At 67.8% G+C, this 15,517-nt stretch carries 14 protein-coding genes; 9 read left to right on the top strand and 5 right to left on the bottom strand.

The annotated features are described in order from the left end of the window. Positions 1-78: 78 nt before the first annotated feature. From ahcY to HZ321_RS17730, 3 genes are all read right to left on the bottom strand, one after another. Positions 79-1,479 (bottom strand): adenosylhomocysteinase, encoded by a 1,401-nt coding sequence (gene ahcY / locus HZ321_RS17740; RefSeq protein WP_181703740.1) that lies wholly within the window; start codon positions 1,477-1,479, stop codon positions 79-81. Between the two features lie 161 nt (positions 1,480-1,640). Continuing rightward, complete coding sequence (locus HZ321_RS17735; protein WP_181703739.1) at positions 1,641-1,985, bottom strand: RidA family protein; 345 nt, start codon at positions 1,983-1,985, stop codon at positions 1,641-1,643. Between the two features lie 89 nt (positions 1,986-2,074). Further along, complete coding sequence (locus tag HZ321_RS17730) at positions 2,075-3,427, bottom strand: thermonuclease family protein (protein WP_181703738.1); 1,353 nt, start codon at positions 3,425-3,427, stop codon at positions 2,075-2,077. A gap of 270 nt (positions 3,428-3,697) precedes the next feature. Here HZ321_RS17730 and rimP point away from each other — a divergent pair, with 270 nt between their 5' ends. From rimP to HZ321_RS17685, 9 genes are all read left to right on the top strand, one after another. Continuing rightward, positions 3,698-4,297, top strand: a complete 600-nt coding sequence (rimP, locus tag HZ321_RS17725) for a ribosome maturation factor RimP (RefSeq protein WP_181703737.1) — start codon at positions 3,698-3,700, stop codon at positions 4,295-4,297. A gap of 65 nt (positions 4,298-4,362) precedes the next feature. Then, complete coding sequence (gene nusA, locus HZ321_RS17720) at positions 4,363-5,994, top strand: transcription termination factor NusA (RefSeq protein ID WP_181703736.1); 1,632 nt, start codon at positions 4,363-4,365, stop codon at positions 5,992-5,994. Between the two features lie 42 nt (positions 5,995-6,036). After that, positions 6,037-6,777, top strand: coding sequence for an RNA-binding protein (locus HZ321_RS17715; protein WP_181703735.1), 741 nt, complete (start codon positions 6,037-6,039; stop codon positions 6,775-6,777). A gap of 75 nt (positions 6,778-6,852) precedes the next feature. Further along, positions 6,853-9,552, top strand: a complete 2,700-nt coding sequence (infB, locus tag HZ321_RS17710; protein ID WP_181703734.1) for a translation initiation factor IF-2 — start codon at positions 6,853-6,855, stop codon at positions 9,550-9,552. A gap of 109 nt (positions 9,553-9,661) precedes the next feature. Then, positions 9,662-10,081 (top strand): 30S ribosome-binding factor RbfA, encoded by a 420-nt coding sequence (gene rbfA / locus HZ321_RS17705; protein ID WP_181703733.1) that lies wholly within the window; start codon positions 9,662-9,664, stop codon positions 10,079-10,081. 79 nt (positions 10,082-10,160) lie between these two features. Then, complete coding sequence (gene truB, locus HZ321_RS17700) at positions 10,161-11,090, top strand: tRNA pseudouridine(55) synthase TruB (protein ID WP_181703732.1); 930 nt, start codon at positions 10,161-10,163, stop codon at positions 11,088-11,090. Between the two features lie 29 nt (positions 11,091-11,119). Beyond that, the gene (gene rpsO / locus HZ321_RS17695; protein ID WP_181703731.1) at positions 11,120-11,389 is read left to right on the top strand and encodes a 30S ribosomal protein S15; all 270 of its coding nucleotides are present in this window, start codon (positions 11,120-11,122) and stop codon (positions 11,387-11,389) included. A 348-nt stretch (positions 11,390-11,737) separates the two neighbouring features. Then, complete coding sequence (pnp, locus tag HZ321_RS17690) at positions 11,738-13,870, top strand: polyribonucleotide nucleotidyltransferase (RefSeq protein WP_181703730.1); 2,133 nt, start codon at positions 11,738-11,740, stop codon at positions 13,868-13,870. A 182-nt stretch (positions 13,871-14,052) separates the two neighbouring features. Continuing rightward, on the top strand, positions 14,053-14,328 hold the full coding sequence (locus HZ321_RS17685; protein WP_181703729.1) for a hypothetical protein: 276 nt from the start codon (positions 14,053-14,055) through the stop codon (positions 14,326-14,328). 74 nt (positions 14,329-14,402) lie between these two features. On the opposite strand, the gene HZ321_RS17680 is transcribed toward HZ321_RS17685, so the two are convergent. After that, positions 14,403-14,795, bottom strand: a complete 393-nt coding sequence (locus HZ321_RS17680) for a DUF1236 domain-containing protein (RefSeq protein ID WP_181703728.1) — start codon at positions 14,793-14,795, stop codon at positions 14,403-14,405. A 464-nt stretch (positions 14,796-15,259) separates the two neighbouring features. Beyond that, the coding region (locus HZ321_RS21545) for a hypothetical protein (protein WP_206682800.1) at positions 15,260-15,517 on the bottom strand (258 nt) is incomplete at its 5' end.

Raw genomic sequence — 15,517 nt, 5'->3', positions numbered from 1 at the left:
TAAAACGACGGATGCCCCGGACGGGGGTCCGGGGCATCCTTGTGGATAACGTCTTGGTCGAATGACCGGAATCAACCGTCAGTAGCGATAATGCGCCGACTTGAAGGGTCCCTGCTGGCCGACGCCGATGTAGCTGGCCTGCTCGTCGGAGAGCTGCGTCAGCTTGGCCCCGAGCTTGGAGAGGTGCAGCGCAGCGACCTTCTCGTCGAGGTGCTTGGGCAGCACATAGACCTTTTTCTCGTAGGCCGAGTTGCGGGTCCAGAGCTCGATCTGGGCTAGCGTCTGGTTGGAGAACGAGGCGCTCATCACGAAGCTCGGGTGGCCGGTGGCGTTGCCGAGGTTCACCAGACGACCTTCCGACAGGAGGATCATCCGCTTGCCGTCGGGGAACTCGACGAGGTCCACCTGCGGCTTCACGTTCCGCCACTTGTAGTTCCTGAGCGCCGCGACCTGGATCTCGTTGTCGAAGTGCCCGATGTTGCAGACGATCGCCATGTCCTTGAACTTGCGCATGTGCTCGATCGTCACGACGTCCTTGTTGCCGGTCGCCGTCACGACGATGTCGGCGCGCGGCGCGGCATCCTCGAGCGTCACCACCTCGAAGCCGTCCATCGCCGCCTGAAGGGCGCAGATCGGGTCGATCTCGGTGACCAGCACGCGCGCGCCGGAGCCGGCGAGCGACTGGGCCGAGCCCTTGCCGACGTCGCCGTAGCCGCAGACGACCGCGACCTTGCCGGCCATCATCACGTCGGTGCCGCGGCGGATCGCGTCCACCAGCGATTCACGGCAGCCGTACTTGTTGTCGAACTTCGACTTGGTCACGCTGTCGTTGACGTTGATCGCCGGGAACGGCAGTTCGCCGCGCTCCTGCATCTGGTAGAGCCGCATCACGCCCGTCGTGGTCTCTTCCGAGACGCCGCGGATGTTGGCCTTGCAGCGCGAATAGAAGGTCGGGTCCTTGGCGAGGCGCGTCTTGATCGTCTCGAACAGGCACTCCTCTTCCTCGTTGCCCGGGTTGGCGAGCACGGAGGGATCCTTCTCGGCCTTAGAGCCGAGGATCACGAGCAGCGTCGCGTCGCCGCCGTCGTCCAGGATCATGTTGGCCGTTTCGCCGTTGCCCCAGTCGAGGATGCGGTCGGTGAAGGTCCAGTATTCCTTCAGCGTCTCGCCCTTGAAGGCGAACACCGGGATCCCGGCGGCCGCGATTGCCGCCGCGGCATGATCCTGGGTCGAGAAGATGTTGCAGGAGGCCCAGCGGATGTCGGCCCCAAGTGCGGCCAGCGTCTCGATCAGCACCGCGGTCTGGATCGTCATATGCAGCGAACCGGCGATCCGGGCGCCCTTCAGCGGCTGTGCTGCGGCAAATTCCTCGCGCACGGCCATCAGGCCTGGCATCTCGGTCTCCGCAATCTCGATCTCGGTGCGGCCCCAATCGGAAAGGCCGATGTCCTTGACGAGGTAGTCCGTAGCGCCGGTCATCGGCTTCTCCTGATCAGATTGGCATGGGACGGCGCACCTGCGCGCCGCCGCTCTGCCGCCCTTATAATCAAGCGCCCGCCGGAAGGCAATCAGGATATAAACATCTCTTTATGTCCTTCATCCCGCAGGATGAACGATCTCTTGCAGGACCGCTGCGCGGCTCAGCGCTGCGGGATCGCGGCCACCACCGTGATCTCCACGTCCGCCTTCATCATCAGCGCCGCCTGGACCGTGGTCCGCGTCGGATAGGGCGCCTTGAAGCGGCGGCGGTAGACGGCGTTGTAGGCGTCGAAATGCGCTGGGCTGGAGAGATAGACCGTCGCCGCGACCACGTCGGCGAGCGATCCACCGAGTTCGGCCAGAGTCTCCTCGATCCGGTCGATCGTCCGCTCCACCTGTTCGCCCACGTCGGCCGGAACCTCCGCTTCCGTATCCGCCGGAACTTCACCGGACAGGAAGACCAGGTCGCCGACGCGGCGATGGAGCGAGAGAGGAAGGTCGGACATGGCGGGGTCTCCGAAAAGAGGGACACGGAATTCGGCGCGTCGTCCGTTTTATCCGGCGTGCGCAGGTGTGCGATCGCTTGAAAAGCGGGTCAGCCGCCCGCGGCGCCGTGCTGGCCGCGGCCGTTCTGCTGCGCTGTCTTGGCCGCCGCCGCGAGGCGGTCGTCCGTTCCGGACGCGTCGGCCCAGCCCTGCGAAACGAGCCAGGTGGCGACGTCTTCTCCGTCCAGCGCGCAGCGGGCCTGGATTTCGCGAACCGGCTTCGGCTTGACCACGGACACTTCCTCGCAGTCCACCATCCGCCCGGCTAGATACTGGGCGAAGGCGGCACGCGCCTTGGCGCCGCAGCGCCAGGAAGCCCCGGTCGCCTCGTTCTTGCACACGCGGTCGAAGGGCAGCGGCTCGACGCCGGAGATGCGCACGATCAGGCCCTGGTTCTCGCGAACGGCGCGGAACCCGCCCGCGTCGAGCACGACGACCCGCGTCAGCACCATCGAGTTCCCGCCGGAAACCTTGGTCGGCACCTGTTTGGCGCCCGAAATGCTGCCAGCGGCCGGCATCGCGCCCGCCGCGAAGCTGCCTTCGCTGGCCGACGCGGGAGCCATGGTCGGGGCCGGCGCCACCGCTGCGGTCTCCACTGGCGGCGGAGCTGGCGCAACGACCGGCTCTGGCGCGATGGCCACCGGCTCGGGCGCGATGGCCACCGGCTCGGGCGCGACGGCCACCGGCTCGGGCCCTGGTGCAGGTGTATCCACGGCCAAAGCCGTCGATGGCTCGGGTGTCGGGACGGGTTCGGCGACGATCGGCTCGGCGGCCGGCGGGACCGGCTCTGGCAGAGCCGCGACCGTGAGCGGGTCTGCTTCCGGCGTCGCCGCGGGCACGGCATCGCCGTCGGCCCGCTCGACGAGTTCGGCGAGCGAGGAGGCCGGCTGCTGGTCCCAGAGATCACCCGCGGCCGCCAGACGCTCTTCGATCCCTTCGGCGTCCGGCGCAGCCTCGGCTGGGGCGGGGGTCTCTTCCGCCAGGGCCAGCAGGGTCGGCTCCTCCGCTTGGGTGCGCTCGGCGGGTTTGGGAATGGGAACGGCGGCCACCTCGGCCGGCGGCGCGACCGCGGCGATCGGCTCGATGTCCGCCGTCTGTGGCCCGGCAACCTCGGCCGCGGGCTCGACGGGCGTGGCCGCGGGCTCGACGGCAGACCTCTGCGCAACCTGCGGGACGGTCGCAACCGGATCAACGAAGGCTACCGTACGCGCCGGCGCCGGCAGCGTGGCTGGTGTCGGCTTCGCGGACGTCGGCATCAGTGGCTGAGGCGTCAGCATGACGGCCTCGGCCTCGATCTGCGCCGCGGTCTTCGCCTGCTTGGGGGTCGGGAGCGTGACCGCGGCGACAAAAAACGCAGCGACGGTCACCGTTGTCCCGACCAGAAAGGGTCCAAGATACTTCACGACAGCCTCATCCCCCCGGAAGGCAACAAGAATAGCAAGTCACCGGCAAGGTCAAGACCGCTGAAAGGGTCGCCCGCCCGGCCCGCCGGCCTCGCCCACCTGCCGCGCGCCCGTCGATCGGCCCTTGATTTCCCCGCCTCAAGCGCGTATTTGAGCCCTCAACAGTTCTGATGCGCTCCATAAGCGGATTGGGAGTGGGTCCCTCCGGACCCGCTCCTTTTTCATATCTGGCCCGACGCGTCCGTTGCAGAGTGATCCGGTATCGACCATATGAGTGGTGAACAAGTCCCCGCCCCCGCCCTGCACGGCCATGCCGTGGAAAGTGACCTCGACGAACCGCGTCTCGTCACCGAGACCGGCACCGAGGCTCGCGTGGCGGCGATCGTGGACCCCATCATCCGCGATCTCGGCTACCGTCTGGTCCGCGTCAAGCTCTCCGGACTGAACGGCCTGACGCTGCAGATCATGGCGGAGAAGGCCGACGGCACCATGGCCGTCGAGGATTGCGAGGCGGTGTCCAAGGCCGTCTCCCCGGTCCTCGATCTGGAGGATCCGATCGACAAGGCCTATCACCTGGAGGTTTCCTCGCCCGGCATCGACCGCGTGCTCGTCCGCCGCTCCGACTTCGAGCGCTGGGCCGGCTTCGAGGCCAAGCTGGAAACGGCGGTCCCGGTGGAAGGTCGCAAGCGGTTCCGGGGTTATCTCCTCGGCGTTCGCGGCGAGGAAGGCGGCATCCGCCTGCTCCAGTCGCTGGATGGCGTCATCGATGAAGTCTGGTTTCCGCTGACCGCGGTTGCCGAGACGAAGCTGGTCTTGAACGACGCCCTGGTGCGCGAAGCGCTGAAGGCGGGCAAGGCCGAGAAGAACTGAGGGGGACGGCGCGTCTGGCGGCCGTGGCCGCCCCGCCCGTGATGATTGGTCAGGAGAAAGAAGACATGGCCGTCAGTGCGAACCGACTGGAACTCTTGCAGATCGCCGATGCGGTCGCGCGCGAGAAGTCGATCGACCGCCAGATCGTGATTGCAGCGATGGAGGACGCCATTCAGAAGGCGGCCCGCTCGCGCTATGGATCCGAGACGGATGTCCGCGCCGAGATCAATCCGCGTACCGGAGAGATCCGCCTGCAGCGGCTGCTCCAGGTGGTGGAAGCGGTGGAGAACTCCTCTACCGAGGTGGACCTTGCCGAGGCGCGCCACCGCAATCCGGCCGCCCGCCTGGGCGACTTCATCTCCGAGCCGCTGCCGCCGATCGACTTCGGCCGCATCGCCGCCCAGTCCGCCAAGCAGGTCATTGTCCAGAAGGTCCGCGAGGCCGAGCGCGATCGCCAGTTCGACGAGTACAAGGACCGCATCGGCGAGGTCGTCAACGGCGTGGTCAAGCGCGTCGAATACGGCAACGTCATCGTCGACCTCGGCCGCGGCGAGGCGATCGTCCGCCGCGACGAGCTGATCCCGCGCGAAACCTTCCGCTACGGCGACCGTATCCGCGCGCTGATCTACGACGTCCGCCGCGAGCAGCGCGGCCCGCAGGTCTTCCTGTCGCGCACCCACCCGACCTTCATGGCCAAGCTGTTCGCCCAGGAAGTGCCGGAGATCTACGACGGCGTCATCGAGGTGAAGGCCGTCGCCCGCGATCCGGGCTCGCGCGCCAAGATCGCCGTCATCTCCAAGGACTCCTCCATCGACCCGGTCGGCGCCTGCGTCGGCATGCGCGGCAGCCGCGTCCAGGCGGTGGTGCAGGAACTTCAGGGCGAGAAGATCGACATCATTCCCTGGAATCCCGACGCTGCGACCTTCATCGTCAACGCCCTGCAGCCGGCCGAGGTGTCCAAGGTCGTGCTCGACGAGGACGCAGAGCGCATCGAGGTGGTGGTCCCCGACGAGCAGCTTTCGCTGGCCATCGGCCGCCGCGGCCAGAACGTCCGCCTCGCCTCCCAGCTCACCGGCTGGGCGATCGACATCATGACGGAAGCCGCCGAGAGCGAGCGCCGCCAGAAGGAGTTCAACGAGCGCACTGAGCTCTTCATGAACGCCCTTAACGTGGACGAGGTTGTCGGCCAGTTGCTCGCCACCGAGGGCTTCGCCTCGGTCGAGGAGCTCGCCTATGTCGACCGCGACGAGATCGCGTCCATCGAGGGCTTCGACGACGAGACCGCCGAGGAGATCCAGGCCCGCGCGATCGAGTTCCTCGACGCCAAGGACCGCGAACTCGACGAGGAGCGCGTCAAGCTGGGTGTCGAGGACGCGCTGAAGGAGATCCCGGGCGTCACCACCGCCATGCTGGTCGCCCTCGGCAAGGACGGCGTCAAGACGGTCGAGGACCTCGCCGGCTGCGCCACCGACGATCTCGTCGGCTGGACCGAGCGCAAGGCCGGCGAGACCACCCGCCACAAGGGTGCGTTGTCCGATCTCGACGTTTCGCGCACTGACGCCGAGGCGATCGTCATGGCCGCCCGCGTCGCGGCCGGCTGGATCGAGGCGCCTGTTGAAGTGGTCGCCGAGGACGAGGTCGCCGAAGACGGCGACGCAGGTGAGGAGACCGGGGCCGAGGCCTCCGAGGAGGCGTGAGCCTCCCGCGGCGGCCGCCGGCATTCGGGGTGAGGTGACGCGATGGCGCCGAAGACGGAGACCGCCGAGCGCACCTGTCTGGTGACGCGCGAAGCGCAGCCCCCGGCGGGCTTGATCCGCTTCGTCCAGGACCCCTCCGGCCGGGTGGTCCCGGACGTCAGGGGCAAGCTTCCCGGCCGCGGCGTCTGGGTGACCGGAAGCCGCGACCTGGTCGCCGAGGCGGTGAAGCGCAAGCTCTTCGGCCGCGGCTTCAAGGCCGAGGTCCAGGTCGATGCGGACCTCGCCGACTGGGTGGATCGCCTTCTGAAGGACACCGCGCTGTCGGCCCTTTCGATGGCGCGAAAGGCCGGCAAGGTGGTCACCGGCTTCGGCAAGGTGACGACGGCGCTCGGCAAGGGTCAGGCTGTCGCCGTGATCCATGCGGTCGAGGCGGCCGACGACGGCCGGCGCAAGGTGGCGCAGTCGATGCGACGCAGGGCCCGGGCGATGGCGGAAGGCGACGAGCCTTTCGACGAGGACGACGAAGACGAAGATGACAGGGACGGCGGCGACGATGATGCCGCCGCGCCCGCCCCGGAAGTGGCTTTGGATCCCGCGAAAATGCCGCGCGTGATCGAAGGTTTGTTCTCCGGAGCGGATTTGGATTTGGCATTGGGCGGCGCAAATGTGGTACATGCTGCACTGCTCGCCGGCGGAGCGAGCACCAGCTTCCTCCAACACGCCGCCGCGCTCGCCCGATATCGGGGTGGGTCGCCGGATACGGACTGGATAGCGGGCTCCTGATAAGGGACCGCGATACGATTGGTCATGATGGTCGGACGAAGCCGCTCCGCATGACCGGCGAGGATAGAGCACGGTATGAGCGATACGAAGAACACAGACGACAAGACCCTGGGCGCCAAGAAGACACTCACTCTCTCGCGGCGCACGGTGGAGCAGGGGACCGTCCGGCAGAGCTTCAGCCACGGACGGACCAAGGCTGTCGTCGTGGAAAAGAAGAAGAGCCGTGGACACGGCGAGGGTGCGCCCCAGCCGGCTGCGCCGGTCGCGCCCGCGCGGGTAGCCGAAGGCCTGCAGCCGCGCCGCGATCCGGCCCCGGCCCCGGCCTCCGGTTCGGCGCCCGCGGCGCCCCGGCAGCCCGATCGGCGGTCCAATGCGGGCGGCATGGTGCTCCGCTCCCTGAGCCAGGACGAGCTGGAAGCCCGCCAGGCCGCGCTCGTCCAGGCACTTGCCCGTGACGCCGACGAGAAGCGCCGTGCCGAGATCGAGGCGCGCCGTCAGGCCGAGGAGGAAGCCCGCCGCAAGGTCGAGGAAGCCGAGCAGGCCCGCCGCGACGCCGAGGAGGCGATCCGCCGCGCCGAGGAGGAGGCCCGCCGCGCCGAGGAGGCCAAGAACGCCCCGGCCGACGCGGCTCCGGCAGTCGAGGCCCCGACCGCGACCGCCCCGGCGGCCGCCGCTGCCGCGCCGACCGAGCCCGCGATGACCGCGACGCTCCGCCAGGGCACGGCCGATTCCAAGCGCCCGGGCGTCATCGAGATCCCGCAGCCCGTCCGCGCCAAGGCGACCGCCGAGGACGAGGACGAGGCCCCGCGTGGCAAGGTCGTTCCGGGCGCCGTCAAGAAGGCGCGCGTTCCGGCTCCGACCCCCGTCAAGCGCGAGGACGACCGCCGCAAGGGCCGTCTCACCATCACCACCGCCCTGTCGGACGACGAGGGTGAACGCTCCCGCTCGCTCGCGGCTCTGCGCCGCCGGCGCGAGAAGGAGAAGCGCGCCCAGCAGACCGGCCCGCGCGAGAAGGTGCTGCGCGAGGTCGTGCTGCCCGAAGCGATCACCATCCAGGAACTCGCCAACCGCATGGCCGAGCGCGCGGTCGACGTCATCCGCCTGCTGATGAAGCAGGGCCAGATGCTGAAGATCAACGACGTCATCGACGCCGACACCGCCGAGCTGATCGCGACCGAGATGGGTCACACCGTCAAGCGCGTCTCCGAAGCCGACGTCGAGGAGGGCCTCTACGCCGCCCCCGACGAGGCTGCCGACACGGTGTCGCGTCCGCCGGTGGTTACCATCATGGGCCACGTCGACCACGGCAAGACGTCGCTGCTCGACGCACTCCGCCACGCCAACGTGGCGGCGGGCGAGGCCGGTGGCATCACCCAGCACATCGGCGCCTACCAGGTGGAGATGAACGGTCAGAAGATCACGTTCATCGACACCCCGGGCCACGCCGCCTTCACGGCGATGCGTGCCCGCGGCGCCAAGGTGACGGACATCGTCATCCTGGTGGTCGCCGCCGACGACGGCGTCATGCCGCAGACGATCGAGGCCATCGCCCACGCCAAGGCGGCCGGCGTGCCGCTGATCGTGGCGATCAACAAGATCGACAAGCCCGATGCCAAGCCCGAGCGCGTCCGCCAGGAGCTGCTGCGCTACGAAGTGCAGGTGGAATCGATGGGCGGCGACATCCTCGAGGTCGAGGTGTCGGCCACCAAGCGGATCAACCTGGACAAGCTGCTGGAAGCCATCCTGCTGCAGTCCGAGGTGCTCGAGCTCAAGGCCAACCCGGACCGGGCGGCCGAGGGTATCGTCATCGAGGCCAAGCTGGACAAGGGCCGCGGCCCGGTCGCCTCGGTTCTCGTCGAGCGCGGAACGCTGAAGGTCGGCGACATCGTGGTGGCCGGTTCCGAGTGGGGCCGCGTCCGCGCGCTCCTCGACGACCATGGTCGCGGTGTTCCGTCGGCAGGTCCTTCGATGCCCGCCGAGATCCTCGGTTTCCAGGGCACGCCGGACGCCGGCGATCGCGTCGCGGTGGTCGAGAACGAGGCCCGTGCCCGCGAGATCACCGAGTACCGCATCCGCCTGAAGCGCGACAACATGCAGAAGCGCGCCTCCGGCGCCCGCGGCTCGCTCGAGCAGATGATGAGCAAGCTCCAGACCGCCGGTCGCAAGGAGTTCCCGCTCGTCATCAAGACCGACGTGCAGGGCTCGCTGGAAGCGATCTCCGGCGCGCTGGAGAAGCTCGGCACCGAGGAGGTGGCGGCCCGCATCATCCATGGCGGTGTCGGTGGCGTCACCGAATCCGACGTCACCCTCGCCGAAGCCTCGGACGCGGCCATCATCGGCTTCAACGTCCGTGCCAACGCCCAGGCCCGTCAGGCGGCCGAACGCGCCGGCATCGAGATCCGCTACTACAACATCATCTACAACCTCGTGGATGACGTGAAGGCGGCGATGTCCGGCCTGCTCTCGCCGGAGCGCCGCGAGACCTTCCTCGGCAACGCCGAGATCCTGGAGGTCTTCAACATCACCAAGGTCGGCAAGGTCGCCGGCTGCCGCGTGTCGGAAGGCACGGTCGAGCGTGGTGCCTCGGTGCGCCTCATCCGCGACAACGTGGTGATCCACGAAGGCAAGCTGGCCACCCTCAAGCGCTTCAAGGACGACGTGAAGGAAGTTCACGCCGGCCAGGAATGCGGCATGAACTTCGAGAACTACCAGGACATGCGCGCCGGGGACGTCATCGAATGCTTCCGTGTCGAGGAAGTCGCCCGCACGCTCTGACCGGGCAGGCATGAAACAAGGCAGGCCGGCGCGGACTTCGGGTCCGGCGCCGGCCTTCTCACATCGGGAGCGCCCTTTTCGGCCTCCCTTCAGACCGCAAGTGGCACCCATGAGCAGAAACGCCGGCCGACGGCCCGCATCCCCATCCGGACCTTCCCAGCGCCAGCTCCGCGTCGGTGAACTGATCCGCCATGCAATGGCCGACCTCCTCGCCCGCGGCGAGATCCTGGACGACGACATCGCCGCCCTGATGATCACCGTGCCGGAGGTCCGCGTCTCCCCCGACCTGAAGAACGCGACCGTCTACGTCACGCCGCTCGCCAGCGGCGATCCCAAGCTCGCCGTCAAGGCCTTGGAGCGCCACAAGCGCTTTATCCGCGGCGAGGTCGCCCACCGCATCAACCTGAAATACGCCCCCGACCTCGTCTTCCGCTTCGACGACCGTTTCGAGGAAAGCGCCCGCATCGACGAGATCCTCCGTTCGCCGGAGGTCAAGCGCGACCTGGAAGCGGAAGAGGACGAAGGTTGATCCCGCTTGGGTAGGGGATGAAAGGCGTTCACGCCGGCCCGCGGTCCGATCCCGCGTCGGCGCAATCGACAGGAAGCACATGTCCCGCAGACAGAAGAACAACACCGTCCACGGCTGGGTGGTGCTCGACAAGCCGGTCGGCATGACGTCGACCCAGGCGGTCGGCGCCATCAAGCGGATCTTCGGCACCTCGAAGGCCGGACACGCCGGCACGCTCGATCCGCTGGCCTCGGGCATGCTGCCGATCGCGCTCGGCGAGGCGACCAAAACCGTCCCGTTCGTCCAGGACGGCGAAAAGCTCTACCGCTTCACCGTCCGCTGGGGCGCCGAGACGACCACCGACGACACCGAGGGTGCCGTCGTCGCCGCCAGCGACCATCGCCCGACGGCGGCCGAGATCGAGGCGATCCTTGACGGCTTCGAAGGCGAGATCCTGCAGACCCCGCCCGCCTTCTCCGCCATCAAGGTGGACGGCGAGCGCGCCTACGACCTTGCCCGCGCCGGCGAGGAAGTGATCCTGGAAGCCCGTCCCGTGGTGATCCACCGCCTCGACCTCGTCGAGACGCCGGACCCGGATACCGCCGTCTTTGAGACCGAGTGCGGCAAGGGCACCTACGTGCGCGCGCTCGCCCGCGACATGGGCCGCCGGCTCGGCACCCGCGGCCACGTCACCCAATTGCGCCGTCTCGGCGTCGGCCCCTTTGGCGAGGCCGACATGATTCCCCTGGACTTTCTCCAGGAAATCCGTCATGACGACGCCCGCATCGGCGAACTCGCCGCTGCTCTCCGCCCCGTCGAGACCGCGCTGGACGACATCCCGGCCCTGGCCGTGACGGGAACGGACGCGAACCGCCTGCGCTCCGGCCAGTCGGTTCTCCTGCGCGGAAGGGATGCTCCCGTCTTCGAAGGACCGGCCTACGCGACCTGCCAGGGGCAGTTGATCGCGCTGGGCGAGGTCGAACGCGGCGAGCTTCACCCCAGGCGCGTGTTCAACCTGGGTGCCCGCTGACGGCGCCCGCAGAGGCAAAGGATAGACCGATGTCGATCACCGTCGAGCGCAAGGCTGCGCTCATCAAGGAATACGGCACCAAGGAAGGCGACACCGGTTCGCCCGAGGTCCAGGTTGCGATCCTCTCCGAGCGCATCTCCAACCTGACCGACCACTTCAAGACCCACGGCAAGGATAACCACTCCCGCCGCGGCCTCCTGAAGCTCGTCAGCCAGCGCCGCCAGCTCCTGGACTACCTGAAGCGCACCAGCGAGGAGCGTTACACCACGCTCATCGGCCGTCTCGGCCTGCGTCGCTGATCCGGCTTCGATCATGAGTTTCGGACAGGGTGTCGGATCCGCTCCGGCACCCTGTTCGTTTTTCCGTATCGGGGTGTGCACTCGATGCCGCAAACGTGGTATGTGCACGCCCGACACGTTGCGTCGCCGAACTGGCGAAGCAGCGTCGGGGCCGCCGAGGATCGGCCCTTTCCGCAGGTGGCCGGCGCGGCGTTTCCCGAACGTTCGGGATCACGCGGGCCGCCTCCCCGGTGCCTGAGGGCCATGGGGCAGGATCGCCGGTCGCTTTCCCCGGAAAGCGACTCGCCGTCTTGCCCGTGGTCGCCACCGTACCGGACCCACCACGAGGTTCGAGGATAGAAAGAGAACATGTTCGATATTCAGAAAGTCGAGATCGACTGGGCCGGCCGCCCGCTGACGCTCGAGACGGGCCGTGTCGCCCGCCAGGCGGACGGCTCCGTGCTCGCCACCTACGGCGAAACCGTCGTGCTCGCCACCGTCGTCTCCGCCAAGGAGCCCAAGCCCGGCCAGGACTTCTTCCCCCTGACCGTCAACTACCAGGAGAAGGCCTTCGCGGCCGGCAAGATCCCCGGCGGCTTCTTCAAGCGCGAGGGTCGTCCCTCCGAGCACGAGACGCTGACCTCGCGCCTGATCGACCGCCCGATCCGCCCGCTCTTCCCCGAAGGCTACAAGTGCGACACCCAGGTGATCGTCACGGTTCTCGCCCATGACATGGAGAACGCGCCGGACATGGTGGCCATGGTCGCCGCCTCCGCCGCGCTGACGCTCTCCGGCGTGCCCTTCATGGGCCCGGTCGGCGCCGCCCGCGTCGGCATGATCGACGGGGCCTTCGTGCTGAACCCGCCGGTCGACAAGATGGTCGACAGCAAGCTCGACCTAGTCGTCGCCGGCACCGCCGACGCCGTCCTGATGGTGGAATCGGAAGCTCAGGAGCTCGACGAGGACACCATGCTGAAGGCCGTCATGTTCGGCCACAGCGGCTTCCAGCCTGTCATCGACGGCATCATCCGTCTGGCCGAACGCGCTGCCAAGGAGCCGCGCGACTTCACCCCCGTCGACAACTCCGCCATCGAGCAGAAGATGCTGGAGATCGCCGAGGCCGACTTGCGCGCCGCCTACAAGATCACGCAGAAGCAGGACCGCTATAAGGCCGTCGACGCTGCCAAGGCCAAGGTCATGGCCGCCTTCTTTCCGGAAGGGGGCGAGCCTGCCTTCTCCAAGGAGCAGGTCGGCGCGGTCTTCAAGGACCTGCAGGCCAAGATCGTCCGCTGGAACATCCTCGACACCGGCTCCCGCATCGACGGCCGCGACCTGAAGACGGTCCGCCAGATCGTCGCCGAAGTCGGCGTCCTGCCGCGCGCGCACGGCTCCGCCCTGTTCACCCGCGGCGAGACCCAGGCCCTTGTGGTCGCCACCCTCGGCACCGGCGAGGACGAGCAGTTCGTCGACGCCCTGGAGGGCACCTTCAAGCAGCACTTCATGCTGCACTACAACTTCCCGCCCTACTCGGTCGGCGAAACCGGCCGCATGGGCTCGCCAGGCCGCCGCGAGATCGGCCACGGCAAGCTCGCCTGGCGCGCCGTGCACCCGATGCTTCCGGAGAAGCACGAGTTCCCCTACACCATCCGCGTGGTGTCGGAGATCACCGAATCGAACGGCTCCTCCTCGATGGCCACCGTCTGCGGTTCCTCGCTGGCGCTGATGGACGCGGGCGTGCCGCTCAAGGCCGCCACCGCCGGCATCGCCATGGGCCTGATCAAGGAGGGTGACCGCTTCGCTGTCCTCTCCGACATCCTGGGCGACGAGGACCACCTCGGCGACATGGACTTCAAGGTCGCCGGCACCGAGAACGGCATCACCTCGCTGCAGATGGACATCAAGATCACCGGCATCACCGAGGAGATCATGAAGGTCGCCCTGGAGCAGGCCAAGGGCGGCCGCCAGCACATCCTCGGCGAGATGGCTAAGGCCATCACCGGCGCCCGCGCCGAACTCGGCGAGCATGCGCCGCGCATCGAGGTGATGAAGATCCCGACCGACAAGATCCGCGAAGTGATCGGCTCGGGCGGCAAGGTCATCCGCGAGATCGTGGAGAAGACCGGCGCCAAGATCGACATCCAGGACGACGGCACCGTCAAGTTCGCCTCGTCCGACCTCAAGGCCATCCAGGCCGCGATGAACTGGGTGAAGGGCATCGCCGCCGAACCGGAGATGGGCGCCATCTACGAAGGCACGGTCGTGAAGGTCGTCGACTTCGGCGCCTTCGTGAACTTCTTCGGCTCCCGCGACGGCCTCGTCCACGTCTCCCAACTGGCGCCGCAGCGCGTCCAGAACGTCAAGGACGTGGTCAAGGAAGGCGACAAAGTCTGGGTCAAGCTGATGGGCTTCGACGAGCGCGGCAAGGTCCGCCTGTCCATGAAGGTCGTCGACCAGAAGACCGGCCAGGAGATCAAGCAGGACGACCGCCAGCCGGACGTCTGATCCTCGGCGGGTCATCGTGACTGGTAAGGCCGGGGTGCGTGAGGCGTCCCGGCCTTTTCCATGCGTGAAACCGGCTTGGCCCGGCCGGATGATCCTGGCGCCCTGTTGCGCCATCGCGCTTGACTTCGCGCCCGCCGCGCCTCTTGATGCCGCCACGTTCAGCCCTGGAAAGTGTACGGCTCATGGCCACCAAAGGTATTCCGGTCGACAACCAGCGTTTCTCCGCCTTCGACACCGTGCTGGCGGCGGTCGGCGCCACGCTCCTGATCGTCACCGAACTGCTCGGCGCGGCGTTCGCCTTCGCCTGGGCGGTGGGCGGGCTGCTTGGCGTCGGCGACACCGGGACCTGGATCCTGATGGCCGTCATCGGCATTCCCGGCCTGGTCGCTTCGCTGGCTCTCACCCGCCGCATCCTGCGCGTGGAGAACCTGCTGCGCCGCGAGCCGCCGTCGGCCTGACCGTCGAACCCGCAAGAAAAAGGCCGGTGCGGTCGCCCGCGCCGGCCTTCGTCCGTCTGCAACGGCAGTGTCGCTTACTGCACGACCTGGATCACCGTCCGCGTCTGCGGGTCGACGATGACGCGCTGGTTGTTGACCACAGTGTAGGTGTAGCCTTGCGCCTGCGGGATCTCGTAGAGCTGCACGGTCGGTGGCAGCGGCTGGCCGACCACGATCGGCTCCTGGATGGCGATCGACGGCACCTGCTGCTGCACCACGTAGCTCTGCACTTCCGGCGTCGGCGGGGCCAGGACCGTGCCGAGCGCCGCGCCGGCGACACCGCCGACTGCAGCGCCGATCGGGCCGCCGACGATGGCGCCGGTGACGGCTCCGCCCGCGGCGCCGCTGACGGTGCCTTCCTGGGCCTGGACATGCATCGCACTGGCCGAAATCAGTACGGCCGCGAGAATCGGAATGCTCTTCCTCATGACCGGTTCCTTTCTATGCAAGTGGGTCACGGGGAAAGAACCACATGAGGCAAGGTTGGTTCCGGCGCGCCGTCAGCCGTTATTTTGCGCCTCAGAGGGAATAATCAAAGTGCGGCCGTATCTGCTGGAGGCCTACTGACGATTATCCGGACAGGGCGGGGCGGACGCGGATGCCGACACCGCGATCCCGTATGGTTACTTCCGGTCACCGCGTCCGGACCTTCCGAGAAGGACCGGTGCCGGTCGCAGCCCGTCGGGCATTGCCTCCGTCCGCGACGGGTGGATTCGACCGACCGTGATTCCAGTTTGAGCCCCACGGCGAAAACGGCCCGGTCCCGAATCAGTCGGCAGCAAGCCGAACAAGAAGACCCTGGGTCCTCTTGTGCCCCGTCGGCGTCACCCCATATGTGGAAGACGGCGATCCGTGGCGGTTTTCCGGCGCGAATGGCAGGTCGGCGGAGTGGTTATCCACAACAGGAAAACGGCGTTGTCATCAGTCCGATAATTTTCTGCTTGCCGGCCCGCCGAATCCGTCCTATACGCCACCCCGTCGACGCGGCGCTGACGCCGACGACGGCACGGATCTCCAGACCGACGGGGTTGAGCTCTGCACAGCGCAGAGGCAAGACGCGTCGCCGGAGAGACAGTTTCGAGGGTTTTGCCCTCTGTTCTTTGACAAGTGAATGGGAAGAAAGAGAAACGTGGGCGGCGTCGGCCTGGCG

It is taken from the genome of Chthonobacter albigriseus (assembly GCF_013839445.1).
Lineage (GTDB): Bacteria > Pseudomonadota > Alphaproteobacteria > Rhizobiales > Pleomorphomonadaceae > Chthonobacter > Chthonobacter albigriseus.
Note: the sequence above shows the minus strand (reverse complement) of the source record. Positions and strands in the feature narration are given on the sequence as shown.